This window comes from Azoarcus sp. CIB, from assembly GCF_001190925.1.
Classification (GTDB): domain Bacteria; phylum Pseudomonadota; class Gammaproteobacteria; order Burkholderiales; family Rhodocyclaceae; genus Aromatoleum.
In genome coordinates, this window is sequence record NZ_CP011072.1 from 1,194,589 (window position 1) to 1,219,587 (window position 24,999).

General features: G+C 66.8%; 19 protein-coding genes. 14 read left to right on the forward strand and 5 right to left on the reverse strand.

The window, feature by feature from the left end:
- Nucleotides 1–358 precede the first annotated feature (358 nt).
- The 3 genes from AzCIB_RS24610 (at nt 359) to AzCIB_RS05300 (ending at nt 5,106) form a co-directional block, all read left to right on the forward strand.
- Nucleotides 359–1,474 carry a type IIL restriction-modification enzyme MmeI gene (locus tag AzCIB_RS24610; protein WP_232299359.1) on the forward strand — a complete coding sequence of 372 codons (1,116 nt, stop codon included), beginning with the start codon at nt 359–361 and terminating at the stop codon, nt 1,472–1,474.
- 63 nt (nt 1,475–1,537) lie between these two features.
- Nucleotides 1,538–3,790: a DNA methyltransferase gene (locus tag AzCIB_RS25060; protein WP_232299360.1), complete on the forward strand. Its 2,253-nt coding sequence runs from the start codon at nt 1,538–1,540 to the stop codon at nt 3,788–3,790.
- A 134-nt stretch (nt 3,791–3,924) separates the two neighbouring features.
- On the forward strand, nt 3,925–5,106 hold the full coding sequence (locus AzCIB_RS05300) for a Fic family protein (RefSeq protein WP_050414934.1): 1,182 nt from the start codon (nt 3,925–3,927) through the stop codon (nt 5,104–5,106).
- A gap of 72 nt (nt 5,107–5,178) precedes the next feature.
- On the opposite strand, the gene AzCIB_RS05305 is transcribed toward AzCIB_RS05300, so the two are convergent.
- Nucleotides 5,179–8,457, reverse strand: a complete 3,279-nt coding sequence (locus tag AzCIB_RS05305) for a DEAD/DEAH box helicase (RefSeq protein WP_050414935.1) — start codon at nt 8,455–8,457, stop codon at nt 5,179–5,181.
- Nucleotides 8,458–8,601: 144 nt separating this feature from the next.
- Nucleotides 8,602–9,033 carry an Lrp/AsnC family transcriptional regulator gene (locus tag AzCIB_RS05310; protein WP_050414936.1) on the reverse strand — a complete coding sequence of 144 codons (432 nt, stop codon included), beginning with the start codon at nt 9,031–9,033 and terminating at the stop codon, nt 8,602–8,604.
- A gap of 167 nt (nt 9,034–9,200) precedes the next feature.
- On the opposite strand from AzCIB_RS05310, the gene AzCIB_RS05315 reads away from it, so the two are divergent.
- The 9 genes from AzCIB_RS05315 (at nt 9,201) to AzCIB_RS05355 (ending at nt 17,450) form a co-directional block, all read left to right on the forward strand.
- Nucleotides 9,201–10,382, forward strand: a complete 1,182-nt coding sequence (locus AzCIB_RS05315) for a KamA family radical SAM protein (RefSeq protein ID WP_050414937.1) — start codon at nt 9,201–9,203, stop codon at nt 10,380–10,382.
- A gap of 10 nt (nt 10,383–10,392) precedes the next feature.
- Nucleotides 10,393–11,430, forward strand: a complete 1,038-nt coding sequence (kdd, locus tag AzCIB_RS05320) for an L-erythro-3,5-diaminohexanoate dehydrogenase (RefSeq protein WP_050414938.1) — start codon at nt 10,393–10,395, stop codon at nt 11,428–11,430.
- Nucleotides 11,423–12,502, forward strand: coding sequence for a lysine 5,6-aminomutase reactivase subunit KamB (gene kamB / locus AzCIB_RS05325; RefSeq protein WP_050414939.1), 1,080 nt, complete (start codon nt 11,423–11,425; stop codon nt 12,500–12,502). Before kdd ends, kamB begins: the two co-directional genes overlap by 8 nt.
- A 212-nt stretch (nt 12,503–12,714) precedes the next feature.
- Nucleotides 12,715–14,262, forward strand: coding sequence for a lysine 5,6-aminomutase subunit alpha (kamD, locus tag AzCIB_RS05330; RefSeq protein ID WP_050414940.1), 1,548 nt, complete (start codon nt 12,715–12,717; stop codon nt 14,260–14,262).
- Nucleotide 14,263: 1 nt separating this feature from the next.
- On the forward strand, nt 14,264–15,016 hold the full coding sequence (gene kamE, locus AzCIB_RS05335) for a lysine 5,6-aminomutase subunit beta (protein ID WP_050414941.1): 753 nt from the start codon (nt 14,264–14,266) through the stop codon (nt 15,014–15,016).
- A 187-nt stretch (nt 15,017–15,203) separates the two neighbouring features.
- On the forward strand, nt 15,204–15,602 hold the full coding sequence (kal, locus tag AzCIB_RS05340) for a 3-aminobutyryl-CoA ammonia lyase (protein ID WP_050414942.1): 399 nt from the start codon (nt 15,204–15,206) through the stop codon (nt 15,600–15,602).
- A 5-nt stretch (nt 15,603–15,607) separates the two neighbouring features.
- Nucleotides 15,608–16,423, forward strand: coding sequence for a 3-keto-5-aminohexanoate cleavage enzyme (kce, locus tag AzCIB_RS05345; RefSeq protein ID WP_050414943.1), 816 nt, complete (start codon nt 15,608–15,610; stop codon nt 16,421–16,423).
- An 88-nt stretch (nt 16,424–16,511) separates the two neighbouring features.
- On the forward strand, nt 16,512–16,802 hold the full coding sequence (locus tag AzCIB_RS24615) for a globin domain-containing protein (protein ID WP_050414944.1): 291 nt from the start codon (nt 16,512–16,514) through the stop codon (nt 16,800–16,802).
- A 54-nt stretch (nt 16,803–16,856) separates the two neighbouring features.
- On the forward strand, nt 16,857–17,450 hold the full coding sequence (locus tag AzCIB_RS05355; RefSeq protein WP_050414945.1) for an HD domain-containing protein: 594 nt from the start codon (nt 16,857–16,859) through the stop codon (nt 17,448–17,450).
- Between the two features lie 102 nt (nt 17,451–17,552).
- On the opposite strand, the gene AzCIB_RS05360 is transcribed toward AzCIB_RS05355, so the two are convergent.
- On the reverse strand, nt 17,553–18,407 hold the full coding sequence (locus AzCIB_RS05360; RefSeq protein ID WP_198149614.1) for an alpha/beta hydrolase: 855 nt from the start codon (nt 18,405–18,407) through the stop codon (nt 17,553–17,555).
- Between the two features lie 354 nt (nt 18,408–18,761).
- Between AzCIB_RS05360 and AzCIB_RS05365 the strand changes: the two genes are divergently transcribed.
- A complete protein-coding gene (locus AzCIB_RS05365; RefSeq protein ID WP_050414946.1) occupies nt 18,762–19,790 on the forward strand; it encodes a c-type cytochrome in 1,029 nt (342 codons plus the stop codon).
- Nucleotides 19,791–19,866: 76 nt separating this feature from the next.
- Here the strand turns inward: AzCIB_RS05365 and AzCIB_RS05370 are convergent, their stop codons facing one another.
- A complete protein-coding gene (locus AzCIB_RS05370) occupies nt 19,867–21,729 on the reverse strand; it encodes a potassium transporter Kup (RefSeq protein ID WP_050414947.1) in 1,863 nt (620 codons plus the stop codon).
- 206 nt (nt 21,730–21,935) lie between these two features.
- Between AzCIB_RS05370 and AzCIB_RS05375 the strand changes: the two genes are divergently transcribed.
- Complete coding sequence (locus tag AzCIB_RS05375) at nt 21,936–23,990, forward strand: TonB-dependent receptor plug domain-containing protein (RefSeq protein WP_232299361.1); 2,055 nt, start codon at nt 21,936–21,938, stop codon at nt 23,988–23,990.
- 31 nt (nt 23,991–24,021) lie between these two features.
- Here AzCIB_RS05375 and rocF read toward each other — a convergent pair whose 3' ends face one another.
- Nucleotides 24,022–24,963 carry an arginase gene (gene rocF, locus AzCIB_RS05380; protein WP_050414948.1) on the reverse strand — a complete coding sequence of 314 codons (942 nt, stop codon included), beginning with the start codon at nt 24,961–24,963 and terminating at the stop codon, nt 24,022–24,024.
- Between the last annotated feature and the right edge of the window lie 36 nt (nt 24,964–24,999).

A 24,999-nucleotide genomic window follows, 5' to 3' on the forward strand; every position in this document is an offset into this window, starting at 1 on the left:
GCATCCCGCCAATCCAGGCTCCCGCGACGTACCCGACGCCGCATGGCGGGATCCGCCTTTGGCTCCTCCCGCCCTACGCCTGCTGCGGCGGTTTGGCGTGGAGTCCGACGCCGCGGTGTGCGCTGGGTGCGACATAAGGGCTGCCGCCAGTCCCGGCTGCGGACCGTAGGGCGGGAGGAGCGCAGCGCATCCCGCCAATCCACGCTCCCGCGACGTACCCAATGCCGCATGGCGGGATCCGCCTTCGGCTCCTCCCGCCCTACGTTCGTGCGATCGCCCTGTAGCGTCATTCCGCAGTCATGCCTGTGGCGCCCCGAGCGGTTAGAATCGAAGGTTTTGCCGCCCCGGACGCCCCACTGTGACCACCCCCGCCGTCGACCTCTTCATCCAGCGCTGGCAGAAGGCCGGCGGCAGCGAGCGGGCCAACTACCAGCTCTTCCTCACCGAGCTGTGCGCGCTGCTCGACCTGCCGCTGCCCGAGCCGGCCGGCGACGACACGCGCGACAACGCCTACGTGTTCGAGCGCCGCGTCGTCATGCGCCAGCCCGACGGCAGCACCAACAACGGCTTCATCGACCTCTACCGGCGCGGCACCTTCGTGCTGGAGGCCAAGCAGACCGGCAAGACGCTCGACTCCTCCGGCTGGGACAAGGCCATGCTGCGCGCCCACAACCAGGCCGACCAGTACGCCCGCGCGCTGCCCGCCGACGAAGGCCGTCCGCCCTTCATCCTCGTCGTGGACGTCGGCCGCAACATCGAGCTGTACGCCGAATTCAGCCGCTCCGGCGCCACCTACACCCCCTTCCCGGATCCGCGCAGCCACCGCCTCCGCCTCGAAGACCTGCGCCGCGAGGACATCCGGGAGCGCCTGCGCTGCGTCTGGCTCGACCCGCAGAGCCTCGACCCGGCGCGCCGCTCGGCGCGCGTCACGCGTGAGATCGCCGACCGCCTCGCCACGCTCGCGAAATCGCTCGAAGCCGCCGGCCGCCCGCCGCAGAAGGTCGCCGGCTTCCTGATGCGCGCGCTGTTCACGATGTTCGCCGAAGACGTCGGCCTGCTGCCGGTGCGCAGCTTCACCGACCTGCTGCATAGCCTCAAGGATTCGCCGCTCACCTTCGCGCCGATGCTCGAACACCTGTGGCAGAACATGAACAGCGGCGGCTTCTCGCCCATCCTGCGCGGCAACGTGCTGCGCTTCAACGGCGGCCTGTTCAGCGACGCCAGCGCCATCCCGCTCGACCGCGACCAGCTCGAACTCCTGCTCAAGGCTTCGCAGGCCGACTGGCGCTACGTCGAACCGGCCATCTTCGGCACCCTGCTCGAACGCGCCCTCGACGCGCGCGAACGCCACAAGCTCGGCGCCCACTACACCCCGCGCGCCTACGTCGAGCGCCTCGTGCTGCCCACCGTCATCGAGCCGCTGCGCAGTGAATGGAAGGAAGTGCAGACCGCCGCGCTCGCCTTCGAGCAGTAGGGCAAGCACAAGGAAGCGGTCGCCGAGATCCGCGCCTTCCACCGCCACCTGTGCGAAGTGCGCGTGCTCGACCCCGCCTGCGGCAGCGGCAACTTCCTGTACGTGACGCTGGAACACTTGAAGCGCCTCGAAGGCGAAGTGCTCAACCTGCTGCACGACCTCGGCGAATCGCAGGGCCTGCTGGAGCTCGAAGGTGTCACCGTCGACCCGCACCAGTTCCTCGGCCTGGAGATCAACCCCCGCGCCGCCAAGATCGCCGAGATGGTGCTGTGGATCGGCTACCTGCAATGGCACTTCCGCACCCACGGCTCGGTGAACCCGCCCGAGCCGGTGCTGCGCGACTTCAAGAACATCCAGCACCGCGACGCGTTGATCGAGTACGAGCGCGAGGAATTCGTCACCGACGAAGCCGGGCGTCCGGTCACGCGCTGGGATGGCGTGACGTACAAGGCGAGTCCGATCACCGGCGAGCCGATCCCGGACGAGAGCGCGCAGACGGTGCAGGTGCGCTACGTGAATCCGAGGAAGGCGGAGTGGCCGCAGGCGGATTACATCGTGGGGAATCCGCCGTTCATCGGCGCCGCCACGATGCGCCGCGCGCTCGGCGACGGCTACGTCGATGCGGTGCGCCGCACCTGGCCGGAAGTCCCGGAGTCGGCGGATTTCGTCATGTACTGGTGGCACATCGCCGGCGAGCGCGTGCGCGCCGGCGACGTGCAACGCTTCGGCTTCATCACCACCAACAGCATCAAGCAGACCTTCAACCGCCGCGTCATCGAGGCGCAGCTCGGCGCGAAGAACCCGTTGTCGCTGGCCTTCGCGATTCCCGATCATCCGTGGGTCGATGCGGCGGATGGCGCGGCGGTGCGGATTGCGATGACGGTCGGGGCTGGCCGAATGGAACGTGGTCGCCTTCTATCGCTTCGTGATGAGTCCGAAACTGCAGGCGACGAGCGTGAGGTCTTGCTCGCGACCACCGAGGGAGTCCTTCATGCCGACCTCCGTATCGGTGCGAACATTGCGGGCGCCCGAGCCCTCCGTGCAAATAGCATCATTGCGAATCGTGGCGTACAAATTCTTGCCCCCGGGTTTGTCGTTTCGCCCACTGAGGCGACAGAAATCGACCCCACTCGCAGTCTTGCGCGTCCATATCGGAACGGGAAAGACATAACTGACAAGCCGAGAGGCGTGTTGGTGCTCGACCCCTATCCGTTTCAGCTCGACGAACTGCGAGCAAAGTCGGCCTCCGTCTATCAATGGCTCCTTACGCGCGCCAAACCCGAGCGCGATCACAATCCGCGGGCCAGCTATCGCGACAACTGGTGGCTGTTTGGTGAGAATCAGCCCCTGATGCGTCAAACGATCGCGACTGTCTCGCGATTTGTCACCACGCCGATAACGGCTCGACATCGGTTCTTTGTGTTCCTCGAGAGGGCGGTCATACCGGATCAGGCGCTTCTGGTTGTGGCGGTCGACGACGCGTACGTATTGGGCGCCCTATCCAGTCGTTTGCACGTTGCATGGGCGCTTGCGGCGGGAGGTACGCTTGAAGATCGCCCGAGATATAACAAATCAGTTTGCTTCGAAACCTTTCCCTTCCCCGACGCGACCCCCGAGCAACAATCCCGCATCCGTGACCTCGCCGAACAGCTCGACGCCCACCGCAAGCGCCAGCAGGCGCAGCACCCGGACCTCACGCTGACCGGCATGTACAACGTGCTCGAAAAGCTGCGCAGCGGCGAGGCGCTGAACGCCAAGGACAAAGTCATCCACGAGCAGGGCCTGGTGTCGGTGCTGCGCGAGCTGCACGACGCGCTCGACGCCGCGGTGTTCGACGCCTACGGCTGGAGCGACCTCGCCGCCGCCCTCATCGGCCGCCCCGGCGCGACGACCCCGCTGCCCGACAAGCCCGAGGCGCAGGCGGAAGCCGAGGAGGAGCTGCTGCGCCGCCTCGTCGAGCTCAACGCCCGCCGCGCCGCCGAGGAAGCCCGCGGCCTCGTGCGCTGGCTGCGCCCGGACTACCAGAACCCCGACGCCACCACCGCCCCGCAGCAGGTCGAAGCCGAACTCGGCGAAGCGGAAACGGCCGAAGCCGCCCCTGCCGCGGCACCCGTCGGCAAGCTCGCGTGGCCCAAGAACATGCGCGAACAGGTCGCCGCCGTACGCGCCGCGCTCGCCCGCCAGAGCCTGCCGCTCGAAGCCGTCGCCGCCCAGTTCAAACGCTCCCCCAAAGCCGCCGTGCTGTCGGTGATCGAGGCGCTGGAAGAACTGGGCATGGTGCAGCGCGAGGGCGAGGCGTATCGGCTGCAGGGGTGAGCGTCGCGGCGATGGTTCGATCGTGATGCCAATGGCAACGGACATTCCTTCGGACAAAAATTTTCCGAGAACAACGCCAAGCAACTGATATTGCGATATAAACGTCCATATCAGTCACGGACATTCCAGCGGACATGATCGCCCACGAAATCCCCGAAATCCGGCTTCGCGTCGACACCGACCGTTTCGGGCCGGTGCTGTTCGAGATCGGCGTCGATCCGGAACGACTCCGGCTGACGATGCAGCGCGTCGAGGACGCACATGCGCGGTTTGCGCACTCCCCCTTGGCGCAGGTCGCCAACAAGCTCGAGCGCGAGGTCATCGCCAGCAGCATCTACGGGACCAACACCATCGAAGGTGGCACCCTCACCGAGGATGAGACCCGTGCGGCGATGGATCTCGACCCCGCGCAGGTACAGGAAATCGAGCAGCGTCGCGTGCTCAACATCAAGGCGGCATACGGCCGGGCGCGGCAGGCTGCACTCGATCCGGCGTGGGCGCTCTCGATCGATTTCATCACCACCATCCACGGACTGATCACCCACGACCTCCCGCACCCCGACAACCGGCCCGGGTTGATCCGCAACAATCCGAAAGGCCGCATCACTCACGTCGGCAGCCCGCAGCATGGCGGGCGGTACAAGCCGCCGCAGTATGAGCGCGACATCTGGCGGCTGCTGGAGGGACTGCTGGCATGGCACCAGCAACTCGCCGATGCCGGCGTGCCCCCCCTGGTGCGTGCGCCGTTGGTGCATTACTACTACGAACTGATCCATCCCTTCTGGGATGGCAACGGGCGTGTCGGGCGGGTCATCGAGGCCACGCTGCTGCAGGCAGCGGGCTACGAGTACGCCCCCTTTGCGTTGGCGCGCTACTACCTCGACAACATCGACGCTTACTTCACGCTGTTCAGTTCCTGCCGCAAGGCGGCCGAAAAGCATCAGCCGCATCCGAACACGGCCTTCGTGCTGTTTCACCAGGAGGGGATGCTCCTGACGATCAACGCGCTGCACGATCGTGTCAATCGGCTCGTCAGCATCCTGCTTTTCCAGAGCCGGACCCGTGAGCTGCTGGACAGCAAGGCGATCAATGCGCGCCAATACACCATCGTGTCGCAACTGCTGACCCAGGGCCGCCCCGTGCCGCTTGGCGAACTTCGGCACACGCCGTGGTATGCGAGCCTCTACCTGAAGCTTAACGACAAGACGCGCAGCCGCGACCTGAAGAAGCTCCGGGAACTGGAACTACTCGTTCTCGACCAGGAGGACCAGCTGTGGCCGGGCTGCGTGCAGGTCCGCAATCCCAGAGCGCTGTGACCCTGCCAGCTCGCGCGTCGTTGAACGAGGTGGGCGCGCTGCGCTGAAGACACGGGGCGGGGACTGACCCGGTCAGGCCGCCGCAGCCGGCAGCGGTGCGAGCAGTGCGGCGATGTCGTCCGCACCGAACTTGGCGAGCGCGTCGGCGTCTTCCGACAGCACGCCGGCGGCGAGCGCGGCCTTGCGCTCCTGCAGCGCGAGGATGCGTTCTTCGATGCTGCCGGCGCAGATCAGCTTGAACACGAACACCGGCTTGTCCTGGCCGATGCGGTGGGTGCGGTCGGTGGCCTGGTTTTCGGCGGCGGGGTTCCACCACGGGTCGTAGTGGATCACGGTATCGGCCGCGGTGAGGTTGAGGCCGACGCCTCCTGCCTTCAGGCTGATGAGGAAGACCGACGCGCGCCCCCGCTGGAAATCCTCGACCGGCGTGCGGCGGTCGCGCGTGTCGCCGGTCAGGCCGACCCAGCTGATCCGGGCGCGGTCGAGTTCGGCGGCGATCAGCGCGAGCATCTGGGTGAATTGCGAGAACACGAGGATGCGCCGCCCTTCCGCGATCAGCTCGGGGAGCATGTCCATCAGGTGGTCGAGCTTGGCGCGCTCCTTGACCCTCGCCGCGGCGGCCGTGCTCTTGAGCAGGCGCGGGTCGCAGCACACCTGACGCAGTTTGAGCAGCGCGTCGAGGATCACGATCTGGCTGCGCGCGAAACCCTTCGCGGCGATCTCGTGACGGATCTTCTCGTCCATTGCCGAGCGCACGATCTCGTACAGGTCGCGCTGCCCGCCTTCGAGGCCGATGCTGCGCACGATCACGGTCTTGGGCGGCAGCTCCTTCGCGACGTCATCCTTGCGCCGCCGCAGCATGAAGGGCTTGATGCGGGCGGCGAGGAGGTCGCGCCGCTGCATGTCGCCGCGCTTCTCGACCGGCGTGCGCCAGAGGCGGGTGAAGTCCTTTGCGGTGCCGAGAAAGCCGGGCAGCAGGAAATCGAACTGCGCCCACAGCTCGCCGAGGTGGTTTTCCAGCGGCGTGCCGGTCAGGCCCAGCCGGTGGCGCGCGCGCAGCTGGCGGATGACCTGGGCGCCCTTGCTCGCGGCGTTCTTCACCGTCTGCGCCTCGTCGAGGATCAGCAGGCTCCACTCGCGCGCCTGCAGCGCGTCGGCGTCGCGCCACAGCAGGGGGTAGGTGGTCAGCGCGACGTCGATGCCGTCGAGCTGGTCGAAACGGCTGTGACGGTCGGGGCCGTGCAGGTTCAGCACGCGCAGTCCGGGGGTGAAGCGCGCCGCTTCGGCCTGCCAGTTGAACACCAGCGAGGTCGGCAGGATCACCAGCGCAGGTCGGTCGAGCCGCCCGGCGTGTTTTTCCGTGAGCAGGTGGGCGAGCGTCTGCGCGGTCTTGCCGAGGCCCATGTCGTCGGCCAGGATGCCGGCCAGATCGTGGCGCACGAGGTGTTGCAGCCATGCGAGCCCTTCGAGCTGGTAGGGGCGCAGCACGGCGTTGAATCCTTCCGGGGCGGCGACGGCTTTGATGCCGCGGGCGTCGCGCAGGCGGCGGGCGAGCTCGGCGAGCGCGTCGCGTCCGCGCCCCGGCAGATCGAGATCGGCCAGCCGTGCGGCGTCCAGGCGCGACACGCGCAGCGCCCCTTCGGGGCGGTCGAACAGGTCCACCAGCGCACCGACGAGCGGCTTCAGGCGCCCGGCCGCGATGCGCAGCCGGCCGAGGTCGGCGTGATGCAGGATGATCGCCTCCGCATCGGCGATGCGCTGGAGGCCGCCGCCCAGCCAGCGCGCGTCGCGCCCGAAGAGTTCGGCCAGCAGCGGCGCGAGGGCGAGCGTGCGGCCGTCGACCTCGATGCCGGGCGAGATGTCGAGCCAGCCGCCGTCGGCCTCGTCCACGTCGAGCGTCACGTCGATGATGTCGATGGCGTGGTGGCGGAAATCGGGCGGCAGTTCGATCGCCCAGCCTTCGGCGCGCAGGGCCGGAATTTCGTTGGCCGTGAACGGGCCCCAGGCGTCTTCGCTGGCGAGGCCGAAGGCATGTTCGGGGAGCGTGTCGTAGGCGCTGGAGACGCCCCGCAGGCCCACCTTGCCCAGCCCCGCCTGACCGAGGCGCCGGATGGCGGCCGATTCTGCCTTGGTGTCGCGCTGCAGCCGTGCGCTGCGGCCGTCGGGCAGGGTGTGGAACATCGGTGCCTCGCCGGGCGGGATCGTCAGCGGGCCGTAGCGGAACGCGAGCGTCGCGTAGTCGAACAGCGTCGCGCCATAGCGCGGGTAGCTGCGGAACTTGATGTCGTAGCTGGAAATCGTGTCGACGCGCAGCACCGGGACGGGCGGGCCGGACAGCTCCAGTGGCGGTTCGCCGAGCGTGCTCGGCAATGGCAGGGCCGGGGCGAGTTCGGTCAGCGTCGCGCTGATCATCTCCGCTTCGACCGGCGTCAGCGGCGGCAGCCACAGCAGGCGCACGACATGTTCGGCGGGGGCGTCGAGGGTGATGGGGCCGGTTTCGTTCGCCTTGCGGTCCACGTACCAGGGCGGCAGCAGCGGCAGCACGACCTCCGCCGGAGGCGTCAGGCGTAGTCCCGGCGCGCGTCGTCCGTCCGCGGTGCTGAGCCATTGCGGCGAACCGGGGCGTGCGTCGCCCAGGCTCAGCGGAGCGGCGCCGAGCTCGTCGAAATAGGCACGCTCGCAATGTGCCAGGCGCGTCATCAGTTGTTCGGCGTTGCGGCCATCGAGCGGCAGCGCGTCCTGGAAGAAGCGTCCGCGTGGCCGCTGGCTCCAGAGCAGGCCCAGGATCTCGAGATCCGCGTCATTGACGAAGGACGGCGGCGTGTCGAGCGCCCGCTCGACGTTCTGCCAGCTTTCGGCCTGTCGAACCGAGCCGTCGCGGCCGAGCCGCGCCTTGAAGCAGGTCACGGCGTACTGCTGATAACCGTTGTGGAAGCGGATCAGGTAGAGGAGCGTGTGCTGCGCGGTGGGCGCGGGCTTGCGCGTCGTAGGCGGCTGCTGTGCCGTGATGCCGCGGAACGCTTCGATCCAGGCGAGGATCTGTTCGCGCGGGCGTGACGGATCGCTGGTGCGCACCGTCAGCCAGCGGAGCAGGGTGGCGGCGACGTGTTTGCAGTCGATGGCAACCGGGCAGGAGCAGTATGAAACGGGGCGCTGCGAATGCGGGGCCCCCATGAATTGCACCACCACCTGATAGGGCCGCGACCGTGTGCCCTGGACGCGGGCGCGCAGGGTTTCGCCATCGCGGGCGAGGTCGGAGACAGCGCCCAGATAGGCACGCCCCTTCGCGACCTCGTGGGGCCCGAGCCAGCGCGTGATGTCGGTTTCGGTGCAGGTGTCGAGGATGCTCATAGGGTCGGGAGCGAGGAGCAGGGGGGGGCGGGGCGCTTGGGTCACCGCCGGTGTTTCAGTCGGGGCGGGATTCGCGGCGCCTGCGCAGAACGAAGGGTGGGCGCCTCACCACCCTCGGATCGGGTTACGAGCAAGTCGCGCGCATCAGCCCGGCCGGTCCAGCTTCGTCGACAGCAATATCGTCGAGAAGGTGTCCACCACACCCCGTATCGCCCGCACCCGGTCGATCACCGCGTCCAGTTCGTGCGTGGTCTCCGTTTCCAGCATTCCGCACAGGTCGTAACGGCCGCTGACCGAGTACAACTTGGTGATCTCGTGGCGCTTTCTCAGCGCACGCACGACGTCGGGCTCGTTCTTCGACTCGATCGAGATCAGCACCATCGCCTGGATCGAGCGCGACGACTGCGGCTTCGTCACGCTGACCGTGTAGCCGCTGATCGTTCCCGAATCTTCCAGCGCCTTCAGGCGCAACTGCACGGTGCTGCGCGCGCAGCCGAGCGCCTGCGCGATCTTCACGACGGGCAGGCGGGCATTCACTTTGAGTAGCTCGATGAGCTGGCGGTCGAGTTCGTCCATGGGTTTTGCGGGGTAAAAATCAGATTGTCCGAACGTCGGTCATTTTGACTGATTTGCGGGCATATTCAAAGTCACTTTGCCTGTTCAGGCTGGCGCAGCCCGTCCCTAAACTCGTCTTCGTCAGGCCCCCGCGGCCATTCATAACGACGAACAAAAGGGACAGGAAAATGCTGCAGAAAGTCGTCATCTCTCCCCGCCAACTGCTGACCCGCGCCGAACTGGAAGCCTATGATCCAGCTTCCGAACCCTGGCAGAAGCAGTTCGGCCGCCGCTATACCCACCACTCCGAACTGAAGGACGTCCTGAACAACATGGAGGACGTGAACGAGACCGTGTACGAGAAGTTCGCGGTGTCGATCACGCCCTACATGGCGCAGCTGATGGACCCGAACGATCCGGATTGCCCGATCCGCCTGCAGTACCTGCCGTCTCGCCACGAGGAGCAGAAGGCCGGTTTCGCCACGCTGCTCGACGAACTGGGCGAGGAGGGCGACACCGTTCCCGGTACCAGCGTTGTGCACCGCTACCCGCGCCGCGTGCTGTTCCTGGTATCGAACACCTGCTCGACGCTGTGCCGGTTCTGCACGCGGAAGCGCATGGTGTCGCAGCCGGCAGGCTCGGTGCACAAGGACGAGATTGAGCGCTCGATCGACTACATCGCGAGCAACAAGGACATCGACGACGTGCTGCTGTCGGGCGGCGATCCGCTGACCTTCGACGACGAGCGCCTCGACTACATCCTCGGCGCAATCCGCGAACGCGCGCCGCACGTGCGCTTCCTGCGCATCGGCTCGCGCATGGTCGTGCAACTGCCGACGCGCGTGACCCCCGAGTTGTGCGCGATCCTAGAGAAGCATCGCGTGCAGATGGTGAACATCCACATCAACCACCCGAAGGAGATCACGCCGCTGCTGCGCGAGCGCGTCAAGCTGATCCAGAAGGCCGGCATCATGATGGGGCTGCAGACGGTGTGCCTGAAGGGCGTGAACGACGACGTCGCTGTGCTGCGTGAGCTCTTCATGCAGGCGATCGAGATGGGCGTGCGGCCGTACTACGTCTATTCGACGGACATGGTCGAGGGCGCGCACCACTTCATCGTGCCCTACCACCGCATGCTGGAACTGTACGAGGGCATCCGCGGCTGGATCAGCGGCCCGGCGGTGCCGACCTTCGTCGTCGATGGCCTCGGCGGTCTCGGCAAGCTGCCGATCATCCCGACCTATGTGACGGAAGAGATCCGCCGCGACGGTCAGGGCACGACGATCAAGTGCCGCAACTACAAGGGCGACACCGTCGAGATGCCCGGCCTGGGCCTGGACTTCCGCGTTCCGTCGCACAGCCGCGCGTAAGGGGAGCCGCATGAAGCATGGTTCCCCCTACGGCACGCATCGCGTCGTCGAGCCGCAAGGCGTGCTGCCGCAAGGTGCGTGGAAGATCGACAACTCGATGTCGCTCTGTGACAACGAGATCCTGATCGACGTGTCCGCGCTGAACATCGATGCCGCGAGTTTCACGCAGATCAAGACCGAGGCCGAAGGCGACCTCGGCCGCATCGCGGCGAGCGTGCGCGACATCGTCGGCCAGCGCGGCAAGATGCACAACCCGGTGACGGGCTCGGGCGGCATGCTGATCGGGCGTGTCGCGGCGATCGGGCCCAAGCTTGCGGGCAAGATCGACCTCGCCGTTGGCGACCGCATCGCGACGCTCGTCTCGCTGTCGCTGACGCCGCTGCGCATCGACGCGATCCGCCAGATCCACGTCGACAAGGACCAGATCGAGATCGACGGCCAGGCGATTCTGTTCGAGACCGGCCTGTACGCGAAGCTGCCCGACGACATCCCCGAGAAGGTCGCGCTCGCGATCCTGGATGTGGCCGGTGCGCCGGCGCAGACCGCGCGCCTCGTGCGTCCCGGCGATACGGTCGTGGTCGTCGGCGGGGGCGGCAAGTCCGGCACCTTATGCGTGTACGAAGCGAAGAAGCGCGCGGGGCCGACCGGCTGCGTGATCGGCGTGTCGCCCTTCGAGAAGGACTGCCGCCGCATGACCGAGCTCGGCTGGGTCGATCACGCGCTGCGGGCGGACGCGACCGACGCGGTGTCGATGATGGAGGCCGTCTCCGAGCTGACCGGCGGGCGCATGGCCGACGTCGTGATCAACTGCGTGAACATCCCGAACACCGAGATGGGCAGCATCCTGTCGACCCGTGACGGCGGGAAGATCTACTTCTTCTCGATGGCGACGAGCTTCACCGCCGCCGCGCTCGGTGCCGAAGGCGTCGGCAAGGACGTCGAGATGATTGTCGGCAACGGCTACGCGAAGGGCCACGCGGTGCTCGCGCTGGAACTGCTGCGCGAATCGCCCACGCTGCGCCGCCTGTTCGAGACGCTGTATGTCTGAGGCGCGCGCCATGACCGGGAGCGCGCTGTGGCGCGAGATCCGCGCGGCCGGCATGACGACGCTGGCAGTGATGGGGATGACGAAGAACACCGGCAAGACGGTGTGCCTGAACCATCTCCTCGCGCAGGCCCACGCGCAGGGTACGAGCGTCGGCATCACGTCGATCGGCCGCGACGGCGAGGACCGCGACCAGGTGTTCTCGATCCCGAAGCCGCCCGTGCTCGTGTGGCCGGGCAGCCTCGTCGCCACCGCGCGCGACACGCTGCTGCGCGCGAAGGTGCGCTGGAAGCAGATCGGCACGACCGGCATCGAGAGCCCGATGGGCGAGATCCTGATCGTGCGTGCACTCGACCACGGCGAGATGGAGATCGCCGGCGCATCGCGCAGCTCGGACCAGCAAAAGGTGATTGCGATCCTGAAGGGCTGCGGCTGCGCGCTCGTGCTGCTCGACGGCGCACTCGGACGGAGCCATCACGCGTCGCCTGCGATTGCGGACGGTGTGGTGCTCGCGACCGGCGCGGCGATCGGCGGTGGCATCCCCGACGTGATCCGCAAGACGCGCGACCGGCTCGCGATCCTCGGCATTCGGGCGGTCGATGAAGTTCTCGCCGAACGTTGCGCGCACGTCTTCGCACATGGCGGCATAGGCGTGTGGAATCGCGCTGGCGAAGCCGTGTTCGACGCACGCATCCCGACGCTTAACGCAGCGTCGACGCTGCTCGGCCTGCACGAGCCCGCAACCATCGCCGTCAGCGGCGCGGTCGGCCGCGCGCTGTGGCACGCGCTTAACACGCTGATCGCGCGCCATCCGGGGCTCTCGGTCGTCGTCGCCGACGGCACCAAGCTCTTCATCGACGCCACCGACGTCGCGACCTTCACGGCGAAGGGCGGGCGGCTCGCGGCCTTCCGCGGCATCCGCATCGCCGGCATCACCCTCAACCCGTTTTCGCCGCTCGGCGGCAGCTTCGACGCCGGGGACTTCCTCGACGCGGCACGCCGGGCCTTCCCCGATCACGTCGTCACGGACGTTATGCGCAAGGAACAACGATTAACCCGACAGGCAATTACGTGAATGAAGCTTGAGTGCTGCACGGTCGCTCCCTCCCCTTCAAGGGGAGGGTTGGGGTGGGGATGGGTTTCGGACGGGGCTCGTACAGGCCCTGGTGGGTTCCGACGGAAAACCCCATCCCCTCCTAGCCTCCCCCTTGAAGGGGAGGAACACGGTGCCCGAGCGGACCTCGTGTATTTCTTTGCCGCCTTGATGATGCAGGAAGGAGTTTTCGAATGACCCAATTAAACCTGGACCAAGGCCAGATCGACCGCGCGCGCGAGTCGGCACGCCGCATCGCGCACCGCGTGTTCGACGACATGAGCCAATACACGACGACCACCGTCGAACGCGCAACGCTGCGCCTGATGGGTGTCGACGGCGTGGACGACAATCAGATCCCGCTGCCGAACCGCCTCGTCGGGCACCTGCACGAGCAGGGGCTGCTGCAGCACGGCGCGGCGGCAGTCGTCGCGGGCGCGATGACGGAGCATGCTCTGAGCGCTCAGCAGGTCGCCGAAGCCGTCGCCGCAGGCAAGCTCGTGCTCGCCCGCCCGAAGCACGACAAGGCCGCGCGTCAGGCCGCCGAAGCGATCGCCACGAAGATGTGCGACCACATCGCCGCCCAGCGTGCCGTGCGCGCCGAGCAGATCGACAAGGTCGGCGAAGCGCGCACGCCGTGGCTGTACCTCATCGTCGCCACCGGCAACATTTTTGAGGACATCGTGCAGGCCCGCGCCGCCGCGGAGCAGGGCGCCGACATCGTCGCGGTGATCCGCTCCACCGGCCAGAGCCTGCTCGACTACGTGCCCTATGGCGCGACGACCGAAGGCTTCGGCGGCACCTACGCGACGCAGGAAAACTTCCGCCTGATGCGCGCCGCGCTCGACGAGGTCGGCGCAAAGATCGGCCGCTACATCCGCCTGACGAACTACTGCTCCGGCCTGTGCATGCCCGAGATCGCGGCGATGGGCGCGATGGAGCGTCTCGACATGATGCTCAACGACTCGATGTACGGAATCATCTTCCGCGACATCAACATGAAGCGCACCTTCATCGACCAATTCTTCTCGCGCATGGTCAACGCCTACGCCGGCATCATCATCAACACCGGCGAGGACAACTACCTGACGACCGCCGACGCGTTCGACGCCGCTCACACGGTGCTCGCGTCCCAGCTCATCAACGAGCAGTTCGCCTACATCTCGGGCCTGAAACCCGACCAGATGGGCCTCGGCCACGCCTTCGAGATCAACCCGGACCTCGAGAACGGTTTCCTGTGGGAAGTCGCCCACGCCCAGCTCGTGCGCCAGGTCTTCCCGGAAGCGTGCCTGAAGTACATGCCGCCGACGAAGCACATGACCGGCAACATCTTCAAGGGGCATGTCCAGGACGCGCTGTTCAACGTCGTCAGCACGCTCACCGGGCAGAACATCCACCTGCTCGGCATGATGACCGAGGCCATCCACACCCCCTTCATCCAGGACCGCTTCCTCGCGATCCAGAACGCGAAGTACGTGTTCGGCACGATGCGCGATCTGCACGACGAGGTCGAATTCAGGGCCGGCGGACGGATCGAATCCCGCGCGCAGCAGGTCCTCGCCGAAACCGTCGGCATCCTCGCCGACATCGAGAAGATCGGCCTGCCCGCGGCGATCGGCCGCGGCACCTTCGCCGACATCTCGCGCACGATGGACGGCGGCAAGGGCCTCGACGGCGTGATCGCCAAGTCTCCCGACTACTACAACCCCTTCCCGGACCTGATGCTGGCGGGAGCGAACTGACATGAGCGAACAGATCACCGAAAACTGGGTGAAACCCTACGGCGACACGATGAACGATGGCCGCGTGCAGCTTTCCTTCACGCTGCCGGTCGCGCTCGACGAGAACGCGAAGGAGGCCGCGCGCCAGCTCGCGCTGGAGATGGGCCTCGACGAGCCGGCGGTCGTGCACGCCGAGGACATGGGGCAGGGCTTCTCGTTCTACGTCCTCTATGGCCAGTGCAGGCATCGCGTGGATCTCTCGCGCATCAAGGTCGCGAAGCCCGAGTTCGAGACCCTCGACAAGGACGCGATCAATGCGCTGATCGCCGAGAAGATGGGCCGCAAGATGGTCGTTCTCGGCGCCTGCATCGAGACCGACGCCCACACCGTCGGCATCGACGCGATCATGAACATGAAGGGCTACAACGGCCACAAGGGGCTGGAGAGTTACCACGAGGTGCGCGCGATCAACATGGGTGCGCAGGTGGACTCCGAGGACCTCGTCGCGCGCGCGATCGAGGAGCAGGCCGACGTGATCCTCGTGTCGCAGGTCGTCACGCAGAAGAACATCCACCTCGACAACCTCACGCGCCTGTCGGATCTCCTCGAAGCCGAAGGCATCCGCGACCGCGTGATCCTCGTCGTCGGCGGTCCGCGCATCTCGCACGAACTTGCGAAGGAACTCGGCTACGACGCCGGCTTCGGTACCAAATCCTACGCCGAGGACGTCGCGTCCTTCGCGATCCACGAATGGGCCAAACGCCACGCCGCATGAAGCGATGAATCGTAGGGCGGGAGGAGCCGAAGGCGTATCCCGCCAAACAAACTTCGGATGTATCGGAAACGCGGTAATGGCGGGATGCGCTGCGCTTCTCCCGCCCTACGGTCCGGTCGCATACGACAAAGGCGGGAGTAGATCTCGCCTCCGAACCGGAAAACAATGAGTATCAGAGGGATGCATCATGACTGAAATCACCAGCCTCATCCGCCTGCGCATCAGCGCCCATGACGCCCACTACGCCGGCGACCTCGTCGACGGCGCGAAGATGCTGCAACTCTTCGGCGACGTCGCCACCGAACTGCTGATCCGCAGCGATGGCGACGAGGGCCTGTTCGTCGCGTACGACAAGGTCGAATTCCTCGCGCCGGTGCGCGCGGGCGACTTCATCGAGGCGACCGGCCGCATCGTTTCGATGGGCAAGACTTCGCGCAAGATGGAGTTCGAGGCGCGCAAGGTCATCGTGCCAGCCGGGATCAAAGGCCAGCCTTCGGCCTGCGACGTGCTGCCGGAGCCGATCGTCGTCTGCCGCGCTGCCGGCACCTGCGTTGTGCCGGCAGAGTGCCAGCGCAATATTCGCTGAAGAACATGGAAAAGCTGATCATCACCGCCGCGCTGACCGGCGCCGAAGTCACGCGAGAACAGCAACCCGCGCTACCCGTCATGCCGGATGAGATCGCGCGCGCGGCGGAGGAGTGCGCCGCGGCCGGCGCATCCATCGTCCACGTCCACGCACGCCGGCCCGACGGCACGCCGACGCAGGACAAGGCCGTCTACGCCGAGATCATCGACGCGATCCGCGCGCGCTGCGACGTGATCGTGCAGGTGTCGACCGGCGGCGCCGTCGGCATGAGCGCCGCCGAACGCCTCGCCCCAGTCGAACTGCGCCCCGAGATGGCGACGCTGTCGATGGGTTCGGTGAATTTCGGCGACGACGTGTTCCTCAATGTCCCTGCCGACATGGAAGCCTTCCTCGCCGCGATGAAGGAATTCCGCGTCAAGCCCGAGTTCGAGATCTTCGACGCAGGCATGCTGCACAGCCTGCAGCGGTGGCTGAAGAGGGGCGTCGTTGAGGGACCGGTGCACGTCGACTTCGTGCTCGGCGTGCCGGGCGCGATGGCCGGCACGCCCGAGTCGCTGATGTTCCTGCGCTCGCAACTGCCGCCCGGCGCGACCTGGACTGTCGCCGGCATCGGCTCCGCGCAACTGCCGCTCGGCGCGATCGCGATCGCGCTTGGAGGACATGTGCGCGTCGGCTTCGAGGACAACGTCTGGTACCGCAAGGGCGAACTCGCGACCAGCAACGCCCAGCTCGTCGCACGCATCGCGCGGATTGCCCGCGAGATGGAGCGGCCGGTCGCGACGCCGGGCGAGGCGCGGGAGATCCTTGGCATCATGCGCTGAGCGCATCGGGCGGCAGGGGGCCGCTCGCTGCGTTCGCCCGCGGCCGTAAAGATGTAAATAATATGAATTTTATAGGAATGACCCCCCAATGGCTTCAAGACGTACCGTCGAACTCGTCCAGGCAACCGTTCCAGCGCTGCAGGCTCACGGCCTGGCGCTGACGACGCATTTCTATACCCTGATGTTCACGCACGAGCCCGAGCTGAAGAACATCTTCAACCTCGGCAACCAGGCTGGCGGCCAGCAGCAACAGGCTCTTGCGCAGGCCGTGCTCGCCGATGCCGACTACTACCTGTGCGGCCCGCTGCTCTCGTGGGGCGTGCCGGCCGGACGCGTTCACTACGAAGTCTTCGGGCCCGACCAGATCGTCAGCGCCTGAGGGCCGGCGCTGGTAGACTCGGCCGCCCAGCCGCAGCATGGAGACCGCAGCATCGTGAACCTGTCCGACCTCGAACGGCAACTGGCCTTCCTCAGGGAGATCGATCGGCTCAAGAGCGTCGTCCGCCTGTCGCCCCTGATCGACCGCTCCCGGCGCGAGAACAGCGCCGAGCATTCCTGGCACCTCGCGCTCTATGCGCTTGTGCTGGCGCAGCACGCCGCCGGCGCGGTCGATGTGCTGCGCGTCGTCAAGATGCTGCTGATCCACGACATCGTCGAGATCGACGCGGGCGACGTGCCATTCCATGTGCCATCGACGCACGCCGGACAGGCCGAACGCGAGCGCCTGGCGGCTGAGCGCATCTTCGGCCTGTTGCCCGAGGCGCAGGCCGCCGAATTCCGCGAGCTGTGGTTCGAATTCGAGGCCGCCGCGAGCGACGACGCGAGATTCGCCAAGGCGCTCGACCGCTTCCAGCCGATGCTGCACAACGCCGCGACCGACGGCGGCACCTGGGTCGAATGCGAGGTCACCCTCGATCAGGTCGAGGCGCGTTGCCGACCACCGATCCAGGGCGGCGCGCCGGCGCTCTGGGAGGCTGCGGCCGGGATGGCCGCCGATCACTTTCGCAAGCGATCGCAGGCGGATTGACCCGCCCTCCGCTGCGGGGCCGGGAGCCGCGAGCCGTCGTCGGTCACCCTGCCTGTGCGCGGCGCCTCCTGGCGCTGCACGGCGGATGATCCGGCAACGGGGTCAGCGATCCTCCCCGAGCAGAAACGCCACGACTGCATTCCACCAGCGATCGTCGACGCGCTCGACCCAGTCGTTGTGGTCGGCCGCCGGCACGACGATCTGGCGTTTCGGGCCCGTCAGGCCCTCGTACAGCGCAGCGCCGAAGCGCGCGGGCACGATGCTGTCCCGTTCCGCGACGACTACCAGCACCGGGCGGTCGAATGATGTGAGGTGCGCGGCGCTGTCGTAGCGGTCATGCAGCAGCCATCGCACGGGCAGCCACGGAAAGTGGAAGGCGGCGACGTTTTCGAGCCTGTCCCACGGCGTGACGAGCAGCAGGCCCGCGAGCCTGTCGCGCTGGCGCTCGGCGACCGCCGCGACGACGCCGGCGCCGAGCGATTCCCCGACAAGGAGCAGCGGCGCCCCGTACAGGCGATGGGCCAGCGCCACGGTCGCGTCGGCGTCATCGACCAGTGCTCGTTCGCCGGGCTTGCCGTCGCGCGGGCCGTAGCCGGGATATTCCGCGAGGATCACGCGCAGGCCGAGTCGTGTGAGCGCCGCGGCGTAATACCCGCGGTGGCCGGCGTGGCCCGCGTTGCCGTGGAAGACGACCGCGGTGCCGCGCACGGGGCCGGCCGGTTCGGCGACGAGCCCGCGGAAGTCATCCGGCGTCGGCCATGCACGCAGCGGCCCCGAGACCAGCGCCTCCAGCGGCGCCTTGTCAGGGTAGTAGAGCGACTGGTCCTGGAACATGGTGACCCCCGCGAGCATGAGGATGAAGGCGATAGTCAGCCGCAGCATCACTCTGGCAAGCGGCGCGGCGGGGGCGGGGTCGGCGACGAGCCGGTCCAGTCGGTCGTGATCCGGTTTGTCCATCGGCATTCACCCGCATCGCAGCCTTGAAACACATTGTCGCGCGGCTGGAGGCTCGATTCAAATGCCCCGGCCCGATCGGTACAGGCGAACTCGACGCCCGCGCCTCGGGTACATCCCGCGCGCCGCCCCGATCCACACATGACACCAGTGTGTCGGCGGACGGAGCTGTCGTCACGGTGCGAGACCGGTTCTGTAGCCTTTCCGATGATGTTCATCCATAGGGATATTGATCTAGCGAAACAGACGCTCATACCAATTCCTGCGCACATGCCATCCATCTATTGTGCAAACCAGGGAAGCGGGATCCGGAAACGACGGTTCCCTCCTGGATGACCAATCAGGACGGAGGCAACGATGAGTGCGAAACTGAATGTAGCGGTGGTGGCTTTGGCCGTAGCCGCAGGATCTTCGATCGCAGCCGAACCGGCCCAGCCGGTTCCCGCCGCTCCGGCGCCCGCAGCGGCCGCGCCTGCCGTGCCGGCGGTCTATCCGTGGGTGGTGCCGGACGTCGACAAGCTGCCGAACGACAAGTACGGGCAGATGGTGCGCATGGGCCGCGACCTCGTTCTGAAGACCCACCAGTTCATCGGGCCGGAGGTCGCCGATCCCGCCAAGCGCTTCGCCGGCAACAATCTCGCCTGCACGACCTGTCACCTCGACGGCGGCACGAAGAAGGACGGCAACGGTTTCGTCGGCACCTACGTCGGCTACCCCTCCTACAAGGCGCGCGAGGACTCGGTGCAGACGATCGAGGAACGCATCAACGGCTGCATGGAGCGCTCGATGAACGGGCGCCGGTTGCCGCTCGACAGCGTCGAGATGAAGGCGATGACGAGCTACATGCGCTTCATGTCGACGAATGTGCCGGTCGGCGCGAACGTGGCCGGCCTCGGGCTGCCGAAGCCGGGAAAGTTCCCGGATCGTCCGGCCGACCCGGTGCAGGGCAAGCAGGTTTATGACCAGTTCTGCGTCGCCTGCCACGGCCCGGAAGGCCAAGGCGTGCGCGTGGGACAGGCCGGCGATGCGCAAGGCTACGTGAATCCGCCGCTGTGGGGGGCGGACAGCTACAACGACGGCGCCGGCATGAACCGCGTGATCATGGCGGCGCGCTTCATCCGCAACAACATGCCCAAGGGCGTGACCGCGGAAGCTCCGGTCCTCACCGATGAGCAGGCGTTCGACGTGGCAGCCTTCATCAACAGCCAGCCGCGCCCGAAGAAGGCGGGGCTCGAGGCGGATTTCCCGGCGCGCATCAACAAGGTCGTCGATGCGCACTTTCCGCCGTACCGCGAAGGCTTCACCCCCGAGCAGCACAAGTACGGGCCGTTCAAGCCGATCATCGATGCGATGAACAAGGAGGTCGCGGCGGCGAAGAAGAAGTGACGGCGCGCGCGCGGCTGTGACCTGAAAGGACCGGGTGCGATGGCATCCGGTCCTTTCATTTGTGCATCCGTAGACGCTAGATCACGAGCTGCGTGCCGAGCTCCACGACGCGATTGTTCGGAATGCGGAAGAAGTCCGTCGCGCTGGTCGCATTCTTCGTCATGAACGCGAACAGGCGCGCGCGCCACGGCGCGATGCGGCTGCGGCTCAGGCGCGGGATCACCGTTTCGCGCGACAGGTAGAAGGTCGTCTCCATCATGTCGAAGGGTTCGCCGAAGCGGCTGCAGTGGTCCAGCGCGCTCGGGATGTCCGGGTCTTCCATGAAGCCGTAGCGCAGGATCACGCGGATGAAGCCTTGTTTCAGGTGGTGCAGGTAGATGCGGTCTAGCTCGCTGACGTAGGGGGTGTCGGCGGTCTGCACCGTGACCAGCACGACGCGTTCGTGCAGCACCTGGTTGTGCTTGAGGTTGTGCAGCAGCGCGGCGGGTACGCCGTCCTTCGAACTGGTCATGAACACGGCGGTGCCATGCACGCGGTGCACGCTGCCGATCATGGCCATGAAATCGTTCATCGACAGGCCTTGCTTGGCGATCTCCTCCTGCACGATGCCGCGTCCGCGGCGCCAGGTCGTCAGCACCGTGAAGGACACGAGCCCCATCGCGATCGGGAACCATCCGCCCTGCGGGATCTTGATCGCGTTGGCGGCGAAGAAGGCGATGTCGACAGCCAGCAGCGAGCCGGCGACGAGGACGACGAGCAGCCGGTTCCACTTCCATAGCAGGACCATCACGAAGGCGATGAGCACGGTGTCGATCATCATCGTGCCGGTGACCGCGATGCCGTACGCCGCGGCGAGGTTGGAAGAGCTCTGGAAGCCCACGACAAGCGCGATCACGGCGAGGTAGAGCGTCCAGTTGGTGAAGGGTACGTAGATCTGGCCCTCTTCCTGGCCGGAGGTGTGCACGATCAGCATGCGCGGCAGCAGGCCCATCTGGACGGCCTGGCGCGCCACCGAGAAGGCGCCCGAGATGACCGCCTGCGACGCGATCACCGTGGCGAGCGTGGCGAGGATCAGCATGGGAATCATGGCCCACGTCGGCCCGAGGTGGAAGAAGGGGCTCTCGATGGCGGCGGGCTCGTTCAGCAGCAGGGCGCCCTGGCCGAAGTAGTTGACTACCAGGGCCGGCATCACGAAGGCGAACCATGCGAGGCGGATCGGAAAGGGGCCGAAATGACCCATATCGGTGTAGAGCGCCTCGCCGCCGGTCACCGCGAGCACGACCGCGCCGAGGGCGAGGAACGCGAGGGCGGTGTGGTTGCCGATGAAGCCGAGCGCGTACATCGGGTTCAGTGCTGCGAGCACTTCCGGATGGCGGACGATTTCGTTGAAGCCCAGTACGGCCAGCACGGCGAACCAGCCCACCATGACCGGGCCGAAGAACAGGCCGACGGCGCCGGTGCCGCGGCGCTGGATCATGAACAGCGCCGTGAGGATCACTACCGTGATGGGTACGACGAAGGATTGCAGCCCCGGCGCGACGATGCCCAGGCCCTCGACGGCCGACAGCACCGAGATGGCCGGCGTGATCATGCTGTCGCCGTAGAACAGCGCCGCCGCGAACACCCCCAGCATCGACACGGCCCAGGTGAGCCGCCGGCTCTTCGCCTTGTCGACGATCAGCGCGAGCAGCGCCAGCGATCCGCCTTCGCCGCGGTTGTCCGCCCGCATGATGATCAGCACGTACTTGAGCGTCACCAGCACCATGATCGACCAGAACACCATCGACAGGATGCCGAGGATGTTCTCCGGGGTGACCGGGATGGGATGGTGGCCGTTGAAGATTTCCTTCAGGGCGTAGAGCGGACTCGTGCCGATGTCGCCGAACACCACGCCGATCGCGCCGACCGTGAGGGTCGGCAAAGCCTTGCGCGAATGCATGCGCTATATCCTGTGTTGTTGTTTTGGGTGTAGCGGCGCGCATTGTAAGGTCACAAGGGGCAAGGCGGCATGCTTTGGCAGGATGTCCTGAGAATCGTCGAGTCGCTGTCGCTGGCAGGCTGCATCCGCGTGTCGAGATTGACGCACTGCAGCGGCTCCTTCGATACTCATGCACTTTGAGTCACGGCCGCGGGAGTCGTGTGCAGGTGAATACAAGAAAAATCAACAGCGGCGGGGCGTCTGTCCTGGCTGTGGCTGTGGCGGTAGCGCTTGTCGGTGCGCCGGCGGCGGCGGACGATAATCTCTTCTTCAGCGAATTGCCCGTGGTGGCGAGCGTGAGCCGCTTGCCGCAGCGGCAGGTGGATGCGCCGACCGCGGTCACGGTGATCGACCGCGAGACGATCAAGGCCGCGGGCGTGCGTGCGCTCAATGACGTATTCCGCCTCGTGCCGGGCTTCCAGACCTTTCCCCACAACACCGATCCGGCGCGGGTGACCTATCACGGCATTACCGACGAGGACTTCTCGCCGCGGGTGCAGGTGCTGGTCGATGGCCGCTCGCTGCATTCGCCGCTCTTCCGCAGCGGCGTCAACTGGGCGCTGATGCCGGTCGCGCTCGAGGACATCGAGCGCATCGAGGTGGTGCGCGGGTCGAACACCACGTCCTACGGCACGAACGCGTTCCTCGGCGTGATCAACATCGTCACCGTCGATCCCGCGTTGGTGCGCGGCGTGTCGGTGTCGGCTCACCACGGCAGCCAGGGCGTGCGCGACTACACGCTGCGCGGCGGCGTGCGGCTGGGCGAGGACGGCGAGCTTCGCCTGACCTACCAGCAGCTCGACGACGACGGGCTGGAGGACCAGTACGACTGGATCGACAGCTTCCGCTCGCGTCTGCTGGACCTGCGCGCGACCTGGCGTCTCGGCGTGCGCGACGAACTCGACCTGCACGCGGGCCGGATCGAGGGTGTGATGACCGTCGGGCGCCTGGACAAGGACTTCGTGAGCCGCAACGGCGAGCTGTTCCGCAGCGATCCGGAGAATCCGATCCGCGATTTCGATCAGTCGAGCAACTGGCTGCAGCTTCGCTGGCTGCGAACCCTGTCCGAGAGCTCCGATTTCTCGCTGCGCTATGCCTACTCGGCCGACGAGGCGAGCGACGACTACGTTGCTCCGGGGCTACCGGCGGATTTCGCACACGTCGACGAGTCGGGCGACAGAGGTCACCGCAGCGAGGTCGAGGCGCAGCACACCTTCTCGCCCTTCGACAAGACGCGGCTCGTGTGGGGTGCGAGCTGGCGTCAGGACACGCTGCGCTCGAAGAGCATGCTGTACGGGCAGAACAAGGTGTCGCGCGACGTCAGCCGTGCCTTCGCGAATGCGGAATGGGCGCCGGTGGCATGGTTTACCGGCAACCTCGGTTTCTCCTCCGAATACGACTCGATTGCCGGCAACAACGTGTCGTCGCGCGCGAGCGGCAGCTTTCACCTGAACGCCGAGAATACCGTCCGCGCCGGCTATACACGGGCGTGGCGCACGGCCAGCATCCTGGACTACCGCGCGAACTTGCGCAGCAGCACCACGCGCGCCGTGTTCACGGGAACGCGCAATCTTCCCGCTGAGAGCCTGGACAGCTGGGAGGTCGGTTACCTCGGCGACTGGAAGGACTGGCGCATGAGCCTGGACGTCAGGCGCTTCCGCGAGCGCGTGGGCGACCGCTTGTTCCTGATCGACCCCAACGTGCGCGACCGCCTGGGCGATCAGGTGATGCCGATCCAGGACATCCGCATCGACGGCGTCGAATACCAGTGGAAGTGGCAGCCGCTCGACGCGACGCGCCTGATGGTTTCGCAGAGCTTCATCCGCATCGACAGCGAATACTCGGGTGGTGCGCTCACGCCAACGAGCAACCTCGTGACCCGTCGCGGCCGCAAGGAGCTGGTCGATGCGTTCGCCGAGGAATCCGCGCCGCGGCGGGCGTCTTCGCTGTTGTGGATGCAGAAGCTGCCGTACGGCCTGGAAGGTTCGGTCGCGCGTTACTGGGTCGATCCGATGCGATGGACGCGCAACACCTCGGTCGGCAGCTATGTGCGCACCGACGCGCGCCTGGGCTACCCGTTCCGCATCGCGGGGCAGGGCGGCGAACTGGCTTACACGGTGCAGTCGCTCGACGGCGACCACGGCGAGTTCAAGTCCAACGGCAGCCCGGCCGACCGGGTCGTCGGCCGTCGCCACTGGGTGTCGCTGCGGCTCGACTTCTGAGCCCGGCCGCGCGCCGGAGCTTGGCGCCGGTTCAGCGGTTGCCGCGCGTCTGCCGGTGCATGCGCATCAGCGTGCTCTTGCCGAACAGGCTCTCGACGAGATCGACGGCCAGTTCGGCGGTCATGTTGCGGTGGTCGAGCGCGGGGTTGAGTTCGACGATGTCGAGCGAGGCGAACTGCTCGGTGTCGGCGATCATCTCCATGCACAGCTCGGCCTCGCGGTAGGTCGGGCCGCCGCGCACGGTGGTGCCGACGCCCGGTGCGATCGTCGGATCGAGCCAGTCGACATCCAGGCTGACGTGCAGGTGCGTGTTCTCGTCCACGCCGGCGAGCGCTTGTTCCATCACCGCGCGCATGCCGACTTCGTCGATGTAGCGCATGTCGAAGACTTCGACGCCGAGTTCGCACAGGAAGCGCTTTTCGCCCTCGTCGACGCTGCGGATGCCGATCTGGCGGATCTCGGCCGGGAGCATCGCCGGGATGTGGCCGCCGATGCGCGTCAGCACTTCCGGGCCGTGGCCGCACAGGCAGGCGACGGGCATGCCGTGGATGTTGCCGGAGGGCGTCATCGTCGCGGTGTTGAGATCGGCGTGCGCATCGAACCACAGCACGCGCAGCTTCTTGCCGACCGTGCGGCAATGGCGCGCGACGGCGCTGATCGAGCCGATCGCGAGGCAGTGGTCGCCGCCCATCATCACCGGCAGCCGGCCGGCACGCAGTTCGGCATACACGGCCTCGTGCAGGATCTCGTTCCACTGTGCGACCTCCTGCAGGTGACGGAAGCCGTCGACTGCAGGCAGGTTGGGATTCGCGGGCCCCACGAGGTTGCCGCAATCGCGCACGTCGGCGCCGAAGGCCGCGATCGCCGCGTGGATGTCGGCGACGCGCAGGGCCTCGGGGCCCATGCTGGCGCCGCGCGTGCCGGCCCCGGCGTCGGTGGGAACGCCAATCAGGCTAACGTTCAGAATCGTCATGGTGTCGGTTTACCCCAGTGCGGGCGCCGCAGTCCG